Origin of the sequence: Mesorhizobium sp. M0563 (assembly GCF_040321065.1) — a bacterium.
In the GTDB taxonomy this organism is placed as follows: Bacteria; Pseudomonadota; Alphaproteobacteria; order Rhizobiales; family Rhizobiaceae; genus Mesorhizobium.
On sequence record NZ_JAMYQV010000001.1, the window covers coordinates 23,215 to 44,505 of the forward strand.

A 21,291-nucleotide genomic window follows, 5' to 3' on the forward strand; every position below is an offset into this window, starting at 1 on the left:
GCGCCAAATCTACCGAATTGATAGAATTTAGATGCATTCAATGTTGCCTTTTTTGGCCTATTGAAGCAATTTTTCGCCTACTTTCGGCGATGGGAGGAACTATTTTCCCTTGCACGGGACCTGCGCTCCCGACGCGATTATCTAGAGACGGCTAGCTCTTCGGCAATGGCGGCGTCGCGTCCGAACGAGGTTTTGGCGGACTATTCGGCGGTGACGGGAAAGTTGAAGCGCTCTCTTGGAAACGGCTCGTTTTCCAGCGTGAAGTGCCACCATTCGCGTGCGTAATTCTTGAAGCCGCCGGCGCGCATCGCCTCGACAAGTTTTTTGCGGTTTGCCGCCGCTTCACTGGCGATCGGTCGGTGAGCCGTTTCGCTCGTCGGATCGAAACAGTCGAAACCGGTGCCGAAATCCAGCGTGTCGGCATCGGTCGCGCCGCAGGCCGGTTTCGGAGCGCTCTTGCGGTCCGCTCGCGTGATGGCGACATCGACCGTCGATCCGCGCGAATGGGTGGACAGTTCGCCGATATAGCCCTTGGCGATGAGATCCTTGCGCTTGACCTTTGGGTACCATTGCGGGTCCGGTGGTCCGCTCGTTTTTGTCCAGTCACCCATGTCGGAGACAGCACGCGCAGGGCGGTAGCAGTCGAACACGACCAGCGTCAGCCCTCCGGCAGCAATCGCTTTCTGCACTGCGGAAAGCGCTTGCGCCGCTTGGCTGGTGAGGACGCATACCGGCGCATCGTAACCGCTTACCTTGCGATGCAGGAAGTTTTCGAGGCCGGCATAGCGGATATCCTGCCGGATACCGGGATCGATGTCGGCCAGCCGAACAAAGCCGGCGGGGAGGGCGTCAGCAGAGGCCGAGGAAATACCGGCGGCCGAAAGCAAGGCGTAAAACCCAATCCGCTGAATCACCTGCCGGAAACTATTCAAGGGAAACTTTCACTCGACAAAAACCTTCACACTGGCCGCGCGCCCCGCCGCATCGATTACGGTCAGGGTGGAATAGCCGGCGCCGTCCGGCTGCCAGGTCGCGGTGCGCCGCCGGTCGATGCCGACCAGCGGCTTGCCGTTGGCCAGCCAGCGGAACGGTGCGCGGCCGCCTTGCAGCTTGAGCACCAGCGGCGAGGCGTCGGCCGAGGAAGTGCCGAGATCGACACGGGCGCCGTCAGGCGGAAAGACGATGGTTGGTGCAGGTTCGGTCGGCGTCGCCTGCACCAGCCCGTCGACGCCGGCGCCGAAGCGCGTCAGCGTCACCGGCAATTCTTCACGCTTTGGCCGGCGGACGCCGGACGGTTGGCTTGGCAGCGGCACGGCGGCTAGGCTGGAACGGACAAAGCCTTCGAACAGAATGGGCGCGGCCGAGACATAGCCGGACAGACCGGGCACCGCGCCGGCATCGGGGCGGCCGACCCAGACGCCGAGCACATAACGGCCGTCGAAGCCGACCGACCAGGCGTCGCGATAGCCGTAGGAGGTGCCGGTCTTGTAGGCGATGCCGCGTTGGGCGGCACCCTGGGGCGGCTTGACGCCCGACAGGATGTCCGTGATCTGCCAATTCGCCTGACCATCGAGGATGGTGGTGGTCGAGCGTTCGGTGTTCGCCGGCTCCGTGCCGTCATGCAGCGTGTGTGCCTTGCCGCCATTGGCAAGGCCGGCATAGAGTTGGACGAGGTCGCGCAGCGTCACTCCGACGCCACCGAGGCCGATCGCCAGGCCAGGCGCTTCGTTGACGGGCAGTATCGGCATCACGCCTGCCTGGCGAAAGCGCGCCATCAGCCGGGCCGGGCCGACCGCGTCGAGCACGCGGATCGCCGGCACGTTGAGCGACAATTGCAGCGCCTGCCTGATGCTGACATCGCCCTGATAGCCCATGTCGAAGTTCTTCGGCCGGTAACCGGAGAAATCGGCCGGGCTGTCCTCAATCAGCATCTCCTGCGCCACCAGGCCTTGCTCGAAGGCGAGGCCGTAGATGAACGGCTTCAGCGTCGAGCCAGGCGAGCGAACGACCTTGGTCATGTCGATCCAGCCCGAACGGCTGGCATCGAAGAAATCGGCAGAGCCGACCTCGCCAAGAATATCGCCGGTGCGGGCATCGGCCAGCACCATGGCCACCGAGAGGCGAGGGCCGAGCTTGGCGGCGGCATCCTTGGCCACCTGCTCCAGCCCTTCCTGGACACTCTTGCGGATCGTTAGTTGCAGCTTCTGGCCGGGAATGGCCTTGGGCAGCATTGCATAGGCAGCATGAGCAGCGAGCGCCGGCAAGGTCCGCCGCAGCCCCGACACATCGTCGAGCGCGGCTCGCGCGGCCTCGCGTTCGCCGAGCAGGCCTGCCGACACCATGCGGGTCAGCACGCGGTCGCGGGCGGCATGAGCGACTTCGAGGTTGCGGTCAGGGCGTCGCTTTTCCGGCAATTGCGGCAAAGCGACGAGCAGGGCCGCCTCAGAGACCGTCAGCCGCTTCGGCTCCTTGCCGAAATAGGCGAGCGAAGCGGCGCGCACGCCTTCGAGATTGCCGCCATAGGGCGCCAGCGTCAGGTAGCGTTCGAGGATCTCGCGCTTGGACAGCCGCCGTTCTATCTGGACGGCGCGCAGCATCTGTTTGATCTTCGAGCCGAGGCTGCGGCTGTCGCGCGGTTCGATCAGCCGGGCGAGCTGCATCGAGAGCGTCGAACCACCGGAGACGATATGGCCGCTGGTCGCGAACTGTCCGGCCGCACGCGCCAGTGCCAGCACGTCGACGCCTTGATGATCCCAGAAGCGCTTGTCCTCATAGGTGACCAGCATGTCGACGAACTGGTTGTCGACCTGGTCCAGGTTGGTCGCAAGCCGCCAATAGCCATCCGGCGTGGCGAAGGCCCGCAACAGCTGGCCGTCACGGTCCTGCACCTCGGTCGAGACCGTCAGCGCAGCCGGCAGCGGCGGCGGAAAAGCGCGGTCGAGCTGCCAGAGGGCGACAGCGGTGATTGCGGCGAAGGAAATGCCCGCAATGGCCGCTCGGCGGAGGAATCTTTTGGAGAGCACGGCGCCGCCCCTCATCCGCCTGCCGGCACCTTCTCCCCGTGGAGGACGGGGAGAAGGTGAATGGCCGCAACGCTGGCGACCCCCTCTCCCCGTCCTTCACGGGGAGAGGGTAAGGGTGAGGGGCGGCGCGGCATCACGTCGTTACCTGCAGTCAACCGGTCTGCGTCCCTCTCCATCGTTACGGCGCCTTGACCTCCATCATGCCGGTGGCGGTGCGGGCCGAATATTGCGGCCGGTACATGTCCTCGATCGTTGCCGCCGGGTGGGCGTAGATGCCCGGCGTCACCGCGCGCACGACGTAGGCGAGCGTGATGTTGCGGTCGCCGTCGCCGTCGTTCGGATTGAAGGCCGCGACGAAACGGTCGTTGCGGAATTCGAGATGGGCAGCATCGGTCTGCGCCAGCCAGGAGAAGTTCGTCAATTGGGCGCTGGAGACCAGGCCCGGATTGTCGATCTCGAAGCCGGCCGGCAACAGGTCGGTGATCAGCAGCCGCGAAGGCCAGGTGTTCTGCTCGTAAACCTTGAGCACGACGACATAGCGTTCGTTCTGCTTGACCTCCGTCACGTTGGCCTCTGTGCCGTCGAGCTTGTAGTAGGTACGGCTGATGGTAAAGCCGTTGCCGCCGGCCGGCAGAGGCTGGATCGGCGAGGCCACGGTGGTGACGACCGCCTGCAGCGGATTTCTGCCGGTGTTGACGATGGTCAGCGGACTGTCGGCCAGTTCGCCACCGGCGATCTGGTCCGAATAGCCGCCGGCATGCGGTGCGCCGTTGACGGTCAGCGCGATCGAATCATTGCCGGCCTTCAGCGCGCGGGCCGCCAGCAGCATCCAGGACTCGTCCTGGGTGCTGGTCCACCTGGCGTCGGCGCGTTCCCTGGTCACCAGCTGGATCAGCGCCGGCACGATGGTCGGCACCGGCTTGCTTTCCGCGGCAAGCGCCAGGATCGCCGCACCGTCACGCAGCGGCGAGCCATAGTCGGACCGGTAATAGTCATATTCCGGCGTCGACTTGGCCAGTTGCAACGCGGCCTGGAAGGTTGCCTCCGAGCGCTGCGTGTCACCGTAGAGCGCGAGAGAGGCCGCCAGTTGGGCGACGGCCATCGGGCTGGTAAAGGCTTCGAGCTGGGTGTCGGCGTAATAACGCAGATCGCCGACCGAGGCCTTCTTGTTGCGGGCAAGCACATAGAGCGCATAAGCGATCTCACTGCCGCGATCCTGGACGTCCTGGTCGTAGCCGATCGCGTTCTGCAGATTGCTCAGCGCTTGGTTCATCGCCAGGGCCGGCACGTCGTATTTCTGCTCGCGCGCCCGGGTCAGGAAATCGGTGACATAGGCGTCGAGCCACAGATCGCCGGAACCCGGACCCCACAGACCGAAGCTGCCGGCCGAGGCCTGGTAGCTCAGCACCTTGTAGATGGCGTCCTGGACGCGGCCATGCAGATCGGGGTCGCTGGCCATGCCGATGCCGGAAGCCATCTCGTTGACGTATAGAAGCGGCATGGCACGGCTGGTGGTCTGCTCAGCGCAACCATAGGGATAGCGGTCGAGCGTCATCAGCAGCGACGGCACATCGAAGGCAGCTGACTGCGAAACGCCGACGCTCACCGAAGCGCCATCGAGCAGGCTTGCCGCCAACAGTTCCTTGTCGACGCGCAGCGCGCCGCCATTGCCCTTGAGGTCGACGACCATGCGGGTGGTCACCGGCAGTTGCGCCGGGCGCACCGGCACATAGAGCGTCTGCTCGACGGCGGTGCCATCGGCATGCGCAAGCTTGATGGTGATCGAGGCGTTGCCCGCGGTCTGCGCAATCAACGGCACGGTCAGTGTCTGCCGCTTGCCTTTGGCCAGCGTCAGCTTTTCAGGCAAGGCGGCACTGCCGGTAGACAGGTCGCCCGTCGTGTCGATGGTCAGCTTGTAGTCGCCAGCGGGGCCATCGGTGTCGGCGACGTCGAGCCGCATGACGGCGGAATCGCCGGGCGCCAGGAAGCGCGGCAGGCCGGCGGTGATCACCACCGGATCGCGCACGATGACGTCTGACTGGGCATGGCCGACCGCTTCCTTGGTCCAGGCGACGGCCATGACGCGCACGGTGCCGTTGAACTGTGGTATGTCGAAGTCGATCCGCGCCTTGCCGTCGGCGTCGAGCTGGACCGGGCCGGAGAAGAAGGCGACCAGCTTTTCGGTCGGCGGACTGCCTTGCGACTGCATGTTGGCGCCATCGCCGCCAGTGCGCAGCTTGCCGGTCGTGCCCAGCGAGCCGTCGATCAGCCGGCCATAGATGTCGCGAACCTCGAGACCGAGCATGCGCTGGCCGAAGAACCAGTTCTCCGGATCCGGTACCTTGTAGTTGGTCAGGTTGAGGATGCCGACGTCGACGGCCGCGACCATGACATAGGCGTTGGTGCCGGGCTGCACGCCGGCGACGGCGACCGGGATCGACAGCTGCTGGCGCGGCATGGTCTTGTCCGGCGGCGCCAAGCTGACGGCAAGCTTCCGCGAGCCGGGATCGAGCTTCAGCCATTTGACGCCGATGGCGCGCGCCGGCATGCGCGTCTCTTGCGCATCGCCCGGCCTGAACAGCGTTGCCGTGACGTAGGCGCCGGCACCCCAATCGTCGCCGACCGGGATGTCGACGGTGCTGCCGCCGGCCGGCACGCTGGCGGTGACCGTCCTCAAGAGCTTGTCGGCGCCGATGGTGACGAGCAATTCGCCGGCAAAGTGCGGCGACACTTTGAGCTTGGCTACTTCGCCCGCCGCATAGGTGTCCTTGTCGAGCGCTATCTCGAGCCCGTCAGGCGTTTCGGTGGTCGTCGAGCTGACATACCAGCCGGCGTCGAACTCATAGCTGGTCGCCGGGCCTTCCGGATCGGCTGTCTCGATATCGAGCCGGTAGCGGCCCCAGTCGACCGGCAGCGACATGGTAGCCTCGCCATCGGCGCTCAGGTCGACCTGGCCGTTGGCCACCGCCTTGGTGAAGATGACCGGCTCATAGTTCCAGGAATTGCTCGAGCGGTACCACTGGTAGCTGCGCTCGACCTTGACCAGCGACCACTGCGCACCCTTGAGCGCCTCACGCTTGCCGTCGGGGTCGACGGCGATCAGGCTGAACTTGGCCGTGCCGCCTTGCGGCACCTCGTCGCCGTCGAAATCGGGGCGGATGCCGATCATGTGGCCCTGCGGGCGGATGCCGATATTCAGCGAGCGCTCGATCGCACGGCCGCCGGTCTCGCGCAACCGGACCGTGACCTTGGCATCGACCAGCTTGGTGGTGGATGGCAATTGATCGACGGAAACCGGGAAGGTCGCCTTGCCGTCGTCGCCGACCACCGGCAGGCCGGTGAAGGGCGTCACCGTTGGTTCGGCCGACTGTTCGTCGGCCAGACCGAAGGAATAGCCTTTGAAGCGGTCCCAGTCGCGGGCGGTCGACAGCGTCAATTCGCCTTCGAGCGCGAGGCCCGCGGCCAGCGCGCCATAGAGAAAGCGGCCGTCGACGGTGATGTTGGCGGTCTCGCCCTGGGCGATCTCCTGCTTGTCGGCGGACAGGTCGAACTCGATGCGATCCGGGACGAAGTCCTCGACCAGGAACATCTGGCTGGCAACCGCCGCCTGCTTGGGATCGGTGTGGATCGCCACTGTCCAGGTGCCGCGCATGGCGTTGGGTTCCAGCGGCAGGTCGACGGCGTGGCCGCCGGCCGATGCTCCGTCGCTGACGATGCGGCGGTCCTCGACGCCGTCGGGCCGCGAGAAGATGAAGGTGAGCGGCAGGTTCTCGACCGCCTTGGCGGCACTGTCGCGGGCAAGAGCCGAGACGTGGACGTCCTCGCCGGCGCGGTAGATGCCGCGCTCGGTCCAGGCATAGACGTCGAGCGCGCCCGGCGCCGCACGTCCGGCGACGCCGCGGTCGGACAGGTCGAACCCGGCGCGGCCCATATCGAGGAAGACGAAGTCGTCGTCGCCCTGCTTGGCCATCAGCACCGCCGGTGCCATGCCGCTGTCGCCGCGCGTCAGGCCGGGATTGAACACCGCCCGCCCTTCCGCGTCGGTGGTCGCGGTGCCAAGGATCTCGTTGTTCCTGGCCAGCAGCGTCAGCTCGGCGCGGGCAATCGGCTTGGCGGTTGCGAGCGAACGGGCAAAGACGTTCAGCCCATCCTGTCCGGTATAGGTCGACAGGCCGATGTCGGAGACGACGAACCATTGCGTGGCGTGCGAATCATAGTCGTCGCTGCGATCGTTGACGGCTTGTGCGGTCAGCACATAGACGCCGGGCTTGCGCTTCGGCAACGCCTCGTCGATGGGGAAGGAGGTGGTGACTTCCTTGTTGAGGTCGTTGGCGATGTCGAGCTGGCCTTGCCAGACCGGCTCGCCCATCTGTTCGGAGATGTTCGAAATGTCGTAGCCGTCAAGTTGGCGCAGGAACTGATACCCCGACAGAAGCTGGGCCAGCGAGCGGTCGCCGATGCGGAAGAGCTTCATTTCGGCGGCATTCATGTTGACGGTGACGACCGGTATGCCGCGGCGTGCGCCGGCGGGCAGCACGAAGCTGTCGCCGGTGAAGCGGGCCGAAGGCGCGCGGTCCTGCACGTAGATCGACAGTACCACCGGTGCCGCGGTGACCTCGCCAATGGCGGCCGGCAGGCCGGCGCGGAAGGTCACGTCATAATGCTGGCCGTGCTCGAGCCCTTCGACGCAGATCTGCTTGTCCTTGGCTTCGACGCCCTTGGGAGCGGCGTTGTCGACGGTGACGAACTGGGAATAATCGACGCCGGTCTTGACCAACTCCTCGGAGAACTGCGCGCAGATACGCGGCGCGCTGGTGTCGGCATCGACGGTATGATCGATGACGCGGAAGCCCTTGCGGGCCTTGAGATCCTGATAGGCGGCCCTGACCGCCGGCGAATTGACCAAAGCGAGGCTCGCCTCGTAGGCCTGCAGGGCCGGCCTGTAGAGGTCGCGGCGGTCAAGGCCGTCGCCGAGCAGCGCCAGCACGTCGGCGCGCGTCTTGGTGGTGCGCAGCAATTTGTAGGCGTTGAAGGCGGCGGAAGTGGCGTTCGCCGGTAGGGTCGACGGCTCCGAACTGTTGGCGGTCGGATGGACGGCAAGCGTTTCGCGCGCCAGCTCGAGCCAGAGCTGGCCATCGTCCGGCAGCACCGAAACCGCCGCTTCGTATTTGTGCATGGCCGAGCGATGATCGCCCGTCAGCGCCGACTGTTCGGCGGCGGCCCTCAGCGCCGTCAGCCCCTCTGTCGGCTTGGTGTAGGTCGGGCCGGTGAGCTTGTTGCGGTATTGCTGGGCCTGGTCGGCCATCCAGTTGGGGAAGAAGGCGAGTTCGGGTGGCGCGCCGATGTCGGGATCGCCATCGATGTTGACGACCTTGCCGGCGACGGCGCCGCCGAAGGGTTTCAACGAGTTGTAATCGGATTTAAGGAAGCACCATTTGGCCTTGAGGTTGTAGGTGAAGGCACGGCAGGCCGGGTCGCCGAGGCAGGTGGTCTTGCACTGATCGAGGCTGACATTCTGGTCGGATCTGAGATCGAAACCAAAATAGTCGGAATTATCTGATGTCACCACCCGCCGGGCTTCGGCCGCTTGCGCGACACCGCTCCAGGCGAAAAAGAGAAGGAAAAGAATGGATAGACCACGAGCCGCGCGCATTGCCATAAACCCCTCCAGACAAGTGCTTACGTCCAGAAATCTTCAAGCTTCAGTCGCGCTTGTCAACATCAGGACGCGGCAGGATCCGCCTGCCAACGGTTTGCTTTCCGGTCGGTGACCGGTAGTAGCTCCATAGGACAGGGGATCACGCTTTCTTGCGGCGACGCAGAAGGTGTGAGTTCCAAGCCCTGTCTATTTCAGCAATTGGATTGTGGCCCCTTTACGAGTGCTTCAGAACTTCATTCCAATTTTAGGTTTGCGAGCTAGGCTAGGAGCATAATGCCGGCGTATGAAAGGCAGATGTCGGGAGGAACCGCGCCACAGCGCGCGCTTTCGCGCGCCCTGCTTTTCGCTTTGTTGTGCTCGACGGCACTTGTTGCCGAAACCGGAAGTGCGGCAGCCTTCGAGATTTTCGGCATCAAGCTCTGGGGGTCGTCAAAGGACGAAGATGCCGACATCGTCGACCCACTGCGCTATGCCGTGACGATAGAAGCGCCCGACGCCGACGAGGATCTTGCCGAGAAGCTCGAAAACGCCTCGGCGCTGAAAGCCGACGAGGAACACCCGGTATCAGGTTCGCTGGGTCTTTTGGCCAAGGCGCGCAGCGACCGTGAGCAACTTGTCGCCGCGCTCTACGCGGACGCGCGCTACGAGGGTGTCGTCACCATCACTATTCAGGGCAAGCCGCTCGACGATCTGCCGCCCGATGCCGAGTTTTCCGGCCCGCAGCCGATTCCGGTGGTGATAAGCATAGCAGCCGGACCCAAATTCACGCTTGGCAACATCAGGCTGAAAGGCGATGCAGCGGGGCTGGCAAGTGCCGACTTCGGTCTGATCGCCGGCGGTGACGCCAGTTCGGGCGCCGTGCTCAAGGCCGAGGCGGCGATCGTGCGGGCACTCAAGCAAGAAGGCAGGCCGCTGGCCAAGGTGACGGGCCGCGAGATCGTCGCCGAGCACGCCGGTTCGACGCTCGACGTGACGCTCACCGTCGCGGCCGGGCCGGTCGCCGGCTATGGCGACACCACTGTCGAGGGCACCGAAAAGGTCGACCGCGATTTCACCGAATATATGACCGGCCTGAAGCGCGGCCGCCAATATTCGCCCGATGAGATCGACGATGCGCGCGACCGGCTGCTCGGGCTCGAGGTCTTCAACAGCGTGACGGTGAAGGAAGCCGACGCGCTCGACGCCGACGGCAACATCCCGATCGGTGTCCAGGTAAGCGAACGCAAGCCGCGCTATTTCGGCATTGGCGGCAGTTTCTCAAACACCGAAGGGCTGGGCCTCGAAGGCTATTGGGGGCACCGCAATCTGTTTGGCCGCGCCGAAAAGCTGCGCATCGACGGCAAGATCAGCGGCATCGGCAGCAACGACTTGACCCAGCTCAATTATAATGCCGGCGTCATGTTCGAAAAGCCGGGCGTGGTCGGGCCGGCGTCGAAATTCATTGCCAGCGTCAATACCGTGCTGGAGCACCCCGACGCCTACGACCATTTCTCGATCAAGGGCAGCACCGGCCTGTCCTACGAACTCGACAAGAAGCAGACGGTTTCCGCGCAAGTCGCGCTCGACTATTCCAGGATCCACGACGCTTTCGGCAAGCACACCTATCTGATCGCCAGCATTCCGCTGCAATATGTCTACGATAATCGCGACAGCAAGCTCAATCCGACCAGGGGCTTCAGGGTGCTGGCCTATGCCGAGCCGAGCTACGACATTTTGAGCGGGGCTGCGTTCGTCAAGCTGAAGGGCGAGGGGTCGGCCTACCAGTCGCTCGATTCGGCCTCGAAATTCGTTTTCGCCGAACGTGTCGCCATCGGCTCGATCATCGGCGCCGGTCTTCAGGATGTTCCGGCCGACCGCCGCTTCTACTCCGGCGGCGGCGGCTCGGTGCGCGGTTATGCCTATCAGGGCATCGGCCCGAAGGACAGCAACGGAGAGCCGATCGGCGGGCTTTCCTTCTTCGAGACCTCGGTCGAGATGCGCATCGCTGTCACCGACAAGATCGGCGTCGTGCCGTTCGTCGATGCCGGCACGGTGTCCACCAGGCAGGTCCCCGATTTTTCGGACATGAAGGTCGGCGCGGGTGTAGGCTTGCGCTATCTGACGGCGTTCGGGCCGCTGCGCATCGACGCGGCAGTGCCGCTCAACCGCGGCCCCGACGATCCTCATTTCGGCATTTATGCCGGCATCGGCCAGGCATTCTGATGGCAATATTCAGGCGCATCCTCCGTATCCTTTTCTACACGCTGCTCATCGTGGTGGCAGCGGCGGTGGGGGCACTCGTCGTGCTGACCAAAACCGAGCGCGGCCGCGAAAACCTTGCCGGCATCATCTCGACCATGGCCTCGACCGGCGATCGCAAGGTCACTGTCGTCGGCATCGACGGTATCTGGTCGGGCGCGCTGAGGGTCGATCATCTCGTTCTGGAGGATCGCGAAGGCGCCTGGATGGTGGCGCGCAAGGTGGCTGTCGACTGGTCGCCGCTGGCACTCCTGTCGAAGAGCTTCAGCGCCGATCGTATTGGGGCCGAGCGTATCGAGTTGGCAAGGCTGCCGGTGGCCAGCACACAGCCGAGCCAAAGCGGGGCGACCACGCTGCCGGTTTCCATCGACGTCAAGCAGCTCGACCTTCCCGAAATCGCACTCGGGCAGGCTCTGGCCGGCAGCGGTGTCGCCGAGCTGGCAGCCAAGGGAGCGCTCAAGGCGGATGCCTCGCCGCTGGCTATCGAGACCAATCTCAACATCGTTCGCCACGACGGCAAGCAAGGCACAGTCGACGCCAAAGCCCATTTCGCGCCGGCCGACAACAAGCTCGACCTCGACCTCAAGGCATCCGAGCCGGCCGGCGGCATCATCGCCAACCTGCTCAAGCTGCCGGGCACGCCGCCAGTCGACATTGTCGTTTCCGGCACAGGACCGCTCGCCAACTGGAATGGTATTGGGACCTTCGTTGTCGACGGCCGGATCGTCACCCAACTGACCGGTCGCCATCAGCTCACCGACAAGGGTCATTATGTCGAGGCCAACGGCGATGGCGAATTCGAGCGCTTCCTGCCCGAAACCCTGAAACCGCTGTTTGCCGGCAAGACCAGCTTCGACCTCGCCGGCACAGCCACCGCGGCCGGTGGCGTCGATGTCGAGCGCGCCAATATCGACAGCGGCGCCGTGCACGCGACTGCCGCCGGCATTGTCGATCCGAACGGCGCCAGCGATCTTTCGGTGAAACTCGCCGCGAAAGGGCCGCCGATCGTGCTTAGCCTCGGCAGCGAGGCACAGCCGATAACCGTGGCGATCAAGGACGCCACGGCCCGCACTTTCGGCGATGGCAAGGCGCCGATGGTGGATATCGGCGCGTCGCTGGTCTCCGTGGTGGCGGGCGGCACGCGGGTGGACGACCTGATCGGGCAAGTGCATTCTGATGGCTTCGACATCCAGAACCGTAGCGGGCCCGTCACCATCAAGCTGACGGCGGCCGGCCTGAACACCGACGTTGCGACATTGGCGCCGCTGATAACGGGAAGGGTCAGCGCCGGTCTCGCCGGCTCGGTCAGCAAGGAACAGGTCGTTGTCGACCAAGGCACGCTGCGCAGCGACGCGCTCAATGCGTCCGTGACGGCCACTGTGGCGCTGGCCGATCTGTCGATGACGCTCAAGATGAATGCCGACGCGGCTTCGGCGGCGCTGCCGCCGCAGATCAGCTCGGTTCTCGGCGAGCGTGTGCAGTTTTCCGCAACCGCGACACGCGACCCGGACGGTGCGTTCGCCGCCAACGCATTGCAGCTCACCTCCGGTACGCTTAGTGCCAGCGGCACCGCCAGTGCGCAAGGCACCGATATCCGGGCCGATATCAAGGGCACGCTCGGCGACGTGTCGGTACTGTCGCCGCTGGTCGGCGCGAAGGTCGGCGGCGCCGTCGGTTTCGCGCTGACGGCAAGCGGCGCGCGCAGCGCACCGGATTTCTCGGTTTCGGCCAACAGCGACAGCCTGACGGCGTCCGGCCATGCGGTGAAGCAGATCAAGTTGAGCGCGAGCGGCAAGGCCGACATTGCCAGCCCTGCCGCCGATGTCTCGCTGACCGGCTCGGTCGACGACCAGCCGCTCGACCTCAAGGCATCGCTGGTCACCACCGACGGCAAGCGCTCCATCAATGGACTTGCCGTCTCACTGGCCGACAACAAGGTCTCCGGCGACCTCGGGCTCGACGACAACCTGCTGCCGCTCGGCACGTTGAACCTCGATGCCGCGGATATTGCTCCGCTGGCCAGACTTGCCGGCCAAACGGTAGCCGGCGACGTGCGTGGCACGATCCGTTTCGCGAATGACAATGGTGCGCCGACGGTCGCGATCGATGCGACGAGCGCCGCGATTTCGCGCGGCGAACTGGCGGCGAAGACAATCGCCGTCAACGCTCTGGTCGCCAATTATCTCAAAGCCCCGGCGATCTCCGGCAAGATCAAGGCCGACACGATCACCTCCGGAACCACGGTGATCAGCGGCATCGACGTCGACCTGAAGCGCGATGGCGACTGGACCGGCTTTAGCGGCGGCGCCACGGTCGCCGGCATTCCGGCCAGCGCGGCCGGGCGGGTCAGGGTTGCGAACGGCATCACCAGCATCGAGCTTGCCTCCGGCGAGGCGACCATCCGCGGCATCAAGGCAGCGGTCGCGCAGCCATCGGCGCTGACAATCGCCAATGGCATGGTGAGCATAGAGAAACTGGCGCTCGGTGTCGGCGGTGGTTCGGTTGCCGTGTCGGGTACGGCTGGCCAGACGCTCGATCTCGCTGCCACCTTGTCGGCGGTGCCGGCAGCACTTGCCAATGATTTTTCACCGGGCCTCGATGCCGCGGGCACGCTCAGCGGCACCGCGCAAGTCACGGGATCGTCGGCTGCCCCAGACATTCGCTTCAACGCCCGGCTCAGCGGCGGCGAAACCAGCCAGACCCGGCGGGCCGGGCTCGGGCCGCTCAATCTCGATGCGGCTGGCCGTTTCTCGTCGGCCAGCGGCGTCGCCATCGAGCATGCGACGCTTGCCGGCGAGAAAATCTCCGGCAAGGCAGCCGGCACCATCAATCCGAACGGTGCCAGCGATTTCTCGCTCGACCTCGCATCCACCGGCCCGAGCCTGCCGCTTTCGCTCGGCAGCAAGGAGAGCCCGATCAAGCTCGAGCTGCAGACGCTGTCGCTAAAGGCGGCCGGGCAGGGCACCCAGCCGAAGCTCGACATCTCCGCGACGCTGCCATCGGCCGCCACCAATCTAGCTAAGATCGAGGGCATCACGCTTGCGCTGCACTCCGACCGCTTCGACGTGAAAGCCCGGAGCGGGCCGATCTCCGGCTCGGTGACCGCCGAAAAAATCGGCCTCGACAATCCGACCGTCGCGCCGCTGATCGCCGGCAAGGTCACTGCCAAAGTCGCCGGCAGCCTTGCCGCCGACGCTGTCATCATCGATAGCGGCACCGTGACCAGCGACGCGTTGAACAGCGGCTTCAACGGGCGGGTCTCGCTGGCCGACGGCGCCATCGATCTAAATCTCAAGGCGGATGCCGCGTCGGCGGCGCTGCCGGTAGCGGCGCGTGGCATGCTCGCCGAGCGGACGCAACTCAGTGCCGCGCTGAAGCGGGACGCCAACGGCAATGTCACCGCCAACGCGATCAGGCTGTCATCAGGCGCGCTGACCGCAGACGGGCAGGCGAGCCTTGCCGATAACAAGCTGAGCGCCGACGTCAAAGGCGCGCTGGGCGACGTCTCGCTGCTATCCAAGGATGCCAAAGGCGCTATTTCTTTCGCGCTGAATGCGCAAGGCGCCAGCACCGCGCCGTATCTGTCGCTGACTGTCAACAGCGATAGGCTTTCGGTGGCGGCGCGTGAGATCACCGGACTGAAGCTCACCGCCACCGGCAAGGCTGATGCCGCCAACCCGGCGGCGAATGTACAACTCACCGGAAATGTCGCGGGCCAGTCGCTGCAGGGTAGTGCCGTGCTGGCGACATCGGACGGCAAACGCGCCATCAACGGGCTTTTGCTGTCGCTGGGCAAGAACCGTATTTCCGGCGACCTGGCGCTCGACGATGCCTTCGTGCCGGTCGGTACGGTAGCACTGGACCTGCCCGATATCGGTCCGCTTGCTGCCCTGGCACTGGAAAAGGCCGATGGCGATGTGCGCGGCACGATCGCCTTCTCCAAGGCTGGCGCCGTGCCGCAGGTCGCCATCAAGGCGACGACGGGCTCGATCTCGCGCGGCGATGTCTCGGCCAAGGCCGTGACCATCGATGCGCTGATCGCCAACTACCTGGCGGCACCGGTGATCTCCGGAAAAATCCGTGCCGACAGCGTCACTTCCGGCGGCACGGTTATCCGTGGTGTCGACGTCGATCTCAAGCGCGACGGCGAATGGACCGGTTTCTCCGGTGGCGCCACCGTGAAGGATATTCCGCTGAAGGCCGGCGGCCGGGTCAGGGCGGTCAAGGGCACGACGACGGTCGAACTTGCCTCCGGCGAGGCGACCATTCGCGGCATCAAGGCGGCTATCGCCCAGGCCTCGACCATCAACATCGCCAATGGAGTGACCAGCCTCGACAGGCTGGTGCTCAACCTCGGCGGCGGAACGGCGACGGTCACGGGCAAGGCTGGGCAGGCGCTCGACCTCAACGCGACGCTGGCCCGCGTCCCGATCTCGATAGCCAACAGTTTTTCGCCTGGCCTCGATGCCGCCGGCTCCGTCTCGGGCACGGTGAAGGTGACGGGCGCGCCGGCCAATCCGGCCGTCGCCTTCAAGATCGACGCCACAGGCGTTCAGACGTCGCAGACCCGCGGTGCAGGTTTCGGCGGCATGGGCGTTTCGTCTTCAGGTACGTATTCGGGCAACAGACTGACCTTCGACGCCAACATGAGCGATGCCGCCGGCCTTGGCCTCAAGGGCGGCGGCACGATGACGACATCAGGCGCGCCCACCCTTGATCTCAACTTTTCCGGCAAGGTGCCGTTCGCCTTCCTCACCAGGACACTCGCCGCGCAAGGCCTGTCCTTGAGCGGCACGGCCGACGTCGATGTGCAGGTGCGCGGCCCGGCGACGTCGCCGGTGATCTCAGGCACGGTCCGTACGTCAGGCGCCCGCCTGGTCGACGCGCGCTCGGGGCTTGCGATCAACGACATCACCGCCGATGTCGCTATCGGTGGTGGCGTGGCCAGGATCAACCGCCTGACCGGCACGCTGTCGACGCGTGGCAGCCTTTCGGCCAGCGGCACCGTCGGCATCGATCCGGCTAAGGGTTTCCCAGCCGACCTGTCGGTCAAACTGGTCGACGGCCGTTATACCGACGGCAAGGTGGTCACTGCTAACCTCGGCGGCGACCTGACCATCAAGGGACCGCTCACCTCCGGGCCGGTGATTTCCGGTACCGTCAACCTGGCCAAGACCGTCATCACCGTACCCGAAAAGCTGCCCGGCTCGCTGGCCGAGCTCAACGTCAAGCACAAGAATGCGCCGGCAGCCGTGCGTGCGCAGGACAAGGCGTTGCGCCCGGCCGCTGCAAGCAGCGGTGGCGGCGGCAGTGGCCTCAACCTCGACGTCACGATCAATGCGCCGAGCCAGATCTTCATCCAGGGCAGGGGCGTCGACGCCGAGCTCGGCGGTTCGCTGCGGCTGACCGGTCCGGCATCGTCACCCCAGGCGGTCGGCACCTTCACCTTGCGGCGCGGGCGGCTGACGATCCTTGCCAAGCGGCTGACCTTCACCGAAGGCACGGTCGGCTTCTCGGGCTCTCTGGTGCCCTACCTCAACCTTACGGCGCAATCCAAGACAACCAGCGCCACCGTGACCATCGTGGTGTCGGGCGAGGCGACCAACCCGAAATTCACCTTCTCCTCGGTACCCGCGCTGCCGGAGGACGAGGTGCTGGCGCAGCTGATCTTCGGCCGTTCGATGTCGAACCTGTCGCCGCTGCAGATCGCGCAGCTTGCCGAGGCTGCCGGACAACTGGCCGGCGTCGGCGGCTCGACCTCCCTGCTGCAGAACCTGCGCAGCGCGATCGGCGTCGACGATCTCGACGTAATCACCGACGAAGAGGGCGGCACCGCCGTCTCGGCGGGCAAGTATCTCAACGACCGCACTTACGTGACGATCCAGAAGGGCGATAGGCCCGGCTCGGGCAAGGCAACCGTCGATCTCGACGTCGGGCGCGGCGTCAAGCTGCGTGGTGAGGCAACCGACGCCGGCGAAGCCAAAGGCGGTGTTTTCTATGAACGGGAATATTGAAACGGCTGTTCGCGCAGAACAGTTGGTTGCCCGAAGAACGAGCGGCGCAGCAGCAAATGTCCCGGTTTAATTGTCCGTGGAGATTTCGCGCGAAATCCCTGGCGCAGTAGCAAATTTGCGCCAAGACTGTCGTTATCGCGCGAACCGCCCTGCTTTCAAAGTTGCACATTCCTTGGCATGTTCCCAATCCGTGCCGTCTTTGACATCATGGCGCGAATGCGGAATGTTAAAAGGCAGAAAGCCAACAATGGGAGTTAGTCATGACGATCTACAAGAGTAACGGCGACCGCGTTCCCGATCACATCCTGGCCATGGCCGAAGACGCCAAGGCAGGCAAGATGGATCGTCGCGAATTTCTGGCTCTCGCCAGCGTCTTCGGTGCGTCGACGGCGATGGCATATGGCATGCTTGGCCTTGCAGACCCCACGCCGGCCAAGGCGGAAGAGGTCCAGGGCAAGAAAGGCGGCGTATTGAAGGTCGCGCAGTGGATCAAGGATCCGAAGGATCCGCGCAAGTCCGACTGGTCGGAAATCGCCAATGCCGAGCGTCAGGCGCTCGAGCCGCTGGTCAAATATACCACCGAATACACATTCCGCCCCTATCTGCTGGAGAGCTGGGACGTGAATGACGACGCTACCGAATACACGCTGCATGTGCGCAAAGGTGTCACCTGGAACAACGGCGATCCGTTCACCGCAGACGACGTCATCTTCAACCTCAAGCGTTGGGCCGACAAGAAGGCCGAAGGCAATTCTATGCCCGGTCGCCTCGGTTCGCTGGTCAAGGACGACAAGCTGGATGAGAGCGCGGTGACCAAGGTCGACGACCACACGATCAAGCTGACGCTCAGCAAGCCCGATATCGCCCTCATTCCCAACGTGTGCGACTATCCCGGCCTCATCGTCCACAAGACGTTCGACGAAAAAGGCGGCGACTTCAAGTCCTGCCCGATCGGCACTGGGCCGTTCGAGCTGGTCTCTTACGATGTCGGCCAGAAAGTGGTCTACAAGCGTCGTGAAGACAACAAGTGGTGGGATGGCGAGGTCTTCCTCGACGGCATCGAGTTCATCGACTACGGCACCGATCCGGCGGCGATGGTCAGCGCTTTCGAAGCTGGCGAAGTGCACACCAATTTCGAAACCTCGGCCGACTATGTGTCGATCCTCGACGGCATGGACCTGGCGAAGTCCGAGGTCGTCACCGCTTCGACGATCGTCTGCCGCACCAATGTGACCAACAAGCCTTACGGCGACCAGAAGGTTCGCAACGCCCTGCAGCTCGCGGTCGACAACGCTGTCGTCCTCCAGCTCGGCTACGGCAATGCCGGCACGGTTGCCGAGAACCACCATGTCGCCCCGATCCATCCGGAATACTACGAATTGCCGAAGGTTGCTCGCGACCCGGCCAAGGCAAAGGCGTTGATGGCGGAAGCCGGCCAAGCCGATTTCGAGCACGAGCTGATCACGGTCGACGAAGACTGGCACAAGAACACCGGCGATGCGATCGCCGCGCAGATGCGCGACGCCGGCATCAAGGTAAAGCGTACGGTGCTGCCGGGTTCGACCTTCTGGAACGACTGGACGAAGTATCCGCTGTCGATGACCAACTGGAACATGCGGCCGCTCGGCGTCCAGGTTCTGGCGATCGGCTATCGTACAGGTGAAGCCTGGAACGAGACGGCTTGGTCGAATCCCGAGTGGGATGCCAAGCTCAACGCTGCGCTGGCAGTTGCCGACGCCGCCAAGCGCAAGGAAATGATGAAGGATATCGAGCAGATCCTGCAGGATTCCGGCATTATCATCCAGCCTTATTGGCGCAAGCTCTACAGCCATTCGGTCAAGGCGGTGCAGAACTACAAGATGCACCCGACCTTCGAGCGCGACTACGGTAAGGTCTGGCTCGACCAGGCCTGACCGGACGATCCGGAAAGGGGCGTCTGGCCCCTTTCTCTCGCTCGTTGCATGGTCCTTGGACCGGAAGTCGGCGCAGCAAAAAGTTGCGGACTCTTCGGCCGGGGTCTGCAATAAAAAGGGTATTGCATCTGGGACTGGTCTGAAGGCTTGTTCTGCCGCTGGCGGCAGGGCACGGCTTGCAAACCGGTTCCACCCCCCAACCCGACCGGCAGGGGACCGCCATGCTTTCTTTCGTTATCAGGCGTCTCGGCACCATGGCATTGACGATGCTGTGCCTGACGATGATCGTCTTCTTCCTGGTCAATCTCGGGCCCAATCTGAAGAAGCTCGCGATCAGCCAAACCGAAATGCACACATCGGCCGAGCAGCTCGAGGCTTGGCTGGTCAATCATGGCTATCGGCAGAATTTCTTTGTCCGCTACGGACAATGGCTGGGCGTCGTGCCCAAGCAGCCGGTGACCGACCCGGCGACAGGCAAGCCAGCGCAGCGTTTCTCCTTCTGCAACGATCCGGTCGTGCCGACATTTTCCGGCATCCTGCAAGGCGATTTCGGCTGCTCGACCAAATTCAAGACGACGGTCGCCTCGAAACTCTTTCCGGCGCTCAGCGCCACCGGCATCCTGATGCTCTGCGTGCTTGCGGTTATGGTGCCGGTCTCGCTCCTGATCGGCATTCTTGCCGGCATGCGCGAGGGCTCACGCACCGACCGCACATTGTCGGTGGCGTCGATCGCCTCGACGGCGACGCCCGAATATGTTTCGGGCGTCATCTTCACCGTCATCTTCGCCTCCTGGCTCGGCGTGCTGAACGGCTCGGCGGCCTCGGCCAGCCAGGGCATCACCTTCTACAATTTCACCTTGCCGGTGATGACGCTGGCGATCTACGGCATCGGCTACATCGCCCGCATGACCCGCGCCTCGATGGTCGAGGTGATGACGCAGCAATATATCCGAACCGCCCGGCTGAAGGGCCTCTCCTTCGGCAGCGTGGTGGTAAAGCACGCTCTGCGCAACGCGCTGATCGCACCGTTCACGGTCATCATGCTGCAGTTCCCCTGGCTGCTCACCGGCGTCGTCATCGTCGAGGTGATGTTCCGCTACCAGGGGTTCGGCTACACGCTGGTCGAGGCGGCCGGCAACAACGACATCGATCTTCTGCTCGGCTGCTCGCTGGTCTCGGTGTTTATCGTCCTGATCACACAGCTCATCTCCGATGTCGGCTACGCGTTCCTCAATCCGCGCATCAGAGTTCAATAGGAGACCGGGCGGATGCAGGTCGAATATCTCAGCGCCTTCAACGTCGTACTCGGCGTGCTTACCCGCTTCTGGCCGGTCTGGATCGCTCTCGCCCTGGTGATGGGGGCGAGCTTCGGCTACAAGAAGAAGCTTGGCCTTTACGGCCAGCTTTTCGACAGCGGCGTCGGCATCGTCGGCGTCGGCATCTGCCTGTTCTGGCTGTTCACGGCGATCTTCGCATCGACCGTCGCGCCCTTCGATCCGCTCGCCCAGGTGCCGATCATGAAGGACGCGCTGCCGGGCGCGATCGAGCCGGCGTCGAAGCTTGTATACTATTTCGGCGGCGACAAGCTCGCCCGCGACGTGTTCTCCCGCATGGTCTATGGCAGCCAGATCGTGCTGATCATCGCGCCGGCGGCAACCGGCTTTGCACTGATGGTCGGCATCACGCTCGGCCTGCCGGCTGGCTATTACGGCGGCAGGATCGATACGGTGCTCTCCTTCCTCGCCAATTTGGTGCTGGCCTTCCCGGTGATCCTGCTGTTCTACCTCCTGGTGACGCCAGGCATCATGGACACGCCGATCCCCTACGCGATGGCCGGGCTGTTCTTCCTGTTCCCGATCATCTTCTTCAGCGTGCTGTTCTGGACGCGCTACAAGAACCGGCCCGACCGCCTCTATATCCTGCTTGGCCTGACGTTGGTCGTTGGCGGCTGGATCTATGCCGGCCTTGTCTTCGACGCCGATCCGTTCAAGATCATCCACATCGATCCCAACCAGCTCAACATCTTCGTGGCAGTGGTGTTCGCCTCCAGCCCGGGCGTGTTCCGCATCGTGCGCGGCCTGGTCATGGATATCAAAACGCGCGACTATGTTGCGGCGGCGCAGACGCGCGGTGAATCGCCCTGGTACATCATGCTGTGGGAGATATTGCCCAATGCGCGCGGGCCGCTGATCGTCGACGCCTGCCTGCGCATCGGCTACACTACGATCCTGCTCGGCACGCTCGGCTATTTCGGGCTGGGGCTGGCGCCGGAAAGCCCGGACTGGGGCACGGCGATCAAGGATGCCAGCCGGCTGCTGCGCTCTTTCATCCACCCGGCGCTGCCGCCGACGATCGCATTGATGTCGTTCGTGCTCGGCCTCAACCTCCTGGCGGATTCGTTGCGCGAACAGTCGATGAAGGATTGATGCCGGGAAAGATTGAAC

General features: G+C 64.2%; 8 protein-coding genes. 5 read left to right on the plus strand and 3 right to left on the minus strand.

Annotated features, from left to right (window positions below; genetic code table 11):
- Positions 1 to 200: 200 nt before the first annotated feature.
- From NKI50_RS00115 to NKI50_RS00125, 3 genes are all read right to left on the minus strand, one after another.
- Complete coding sequence (locus NKI50_RS00115) at positions 201 to 887, minus strand: M15 family metallopeptidase (RefSeq protein WP_023720878.1); 687 nt, start codon at positions 885 to 887, stop codon at positions 201 to 203.
- 54 nt (positions 888 to 941) lie between these two features.
- Positions 942 to 3,038, minus strand: a complete 2,097-nt coding sequence (gene pbpC / locus NKI50_RS00120) for a penicillin-binding protein 1C (protein ID WP_031194520.1) — start codon at positions 3,036 to 3,038, stop codon at positions 942 to 944.
- 163 nt (positions 3,039 to 3,201) lie between these two features.
- Complete coding sequence (locus NKI50_RS00125; RefSeq protein WP_352639751.1) at positions 3,202 to 8,682, minus strand: alpha-2-macroglobulin family protein; 5,481 nt, start codon at positions 8,680 to 8,682, stop codon at positions 3,202 to 3,204.
- Positions 8,683 to 8,955: 273 nt separating this feature from the next.
- Here NKI50_RS00125 and NKI50_RS00130 point away from each other — a divergent pair, with 273 nt between their 5' ends.
- The 5 genes from NKI50_RS00130 (at position 8,956) to NKI50_RS00150 (ending at position 21,273) form a co-directional block, all read left to right on the plus strand.
- Positions 8,956 to 10,884 carry an autotransporter assembly complex protein TamA gene (locus NKI50_RS00130; RefSeq protein WP_023720875.1) on the plus strand — a complete coding sequence of 643 codons (1,929 nt, stop codon included), beginning with the start codon at positions 8,956 to 8,958 and terminating at the stop codon, positions 10,882 to 10,884.
- On the plus strand, positions 10,884 to 16,934 hold the full coding sequence (locus tag NKI50_RS00135) for a translocation/assembly module TamB domain-containing protein (protein ID WP_352714995.1): 6,051 nt from the start codon (positions 10,884 to 10,886) through the stop codon (positions 16,932 to 16,934). Before NKI50_RS00130 ends, NKI50_RS00135 begins: the two co-directional genes overlap by 1 nt.
- Before the next feature lie 260 nt (positions 16,935 to 17,194).
- Positions 17,195 to 18,847 (plus strand): ABC transporter substrate-binding protein, encoded by a 1,653-nt coding sequence (locus NKI50_RS00140; RefSeq protein WP_023720874.1) that lies wholly within the window; start codon positions 17,195 to 17,197, stop codon positions 18,845 to 18,847.
- 221 nt (positions 18,848 to 19,068) lie between these two features.
- Positions 19,069 to 20,103, plus strand: coding sequence for an ABC transporter permease (locus NKI50_RS00145; RefSeq protein ID WP_023720873.1), 1,035 nt, complete (start codon positions 19,069 to 19,071; stop codon positions 20,101 to 20,103).
- A 12-nt stretch (positions 20,104 to 20,115) separates the two neighbouring features.
- Positions 20,116 to 21,273, plus strand: coding sequence for an ABC transporter permease (locus NKI50_RS00150; RefSeq protein WP_352482929.1), 1,158 nt, complete (start codon positions 20,116 to 20,118; stop codon positions 21,271 to 21,273).
- Positions 21,274 to 21,291: the final 18 nt, after the last annotated feature.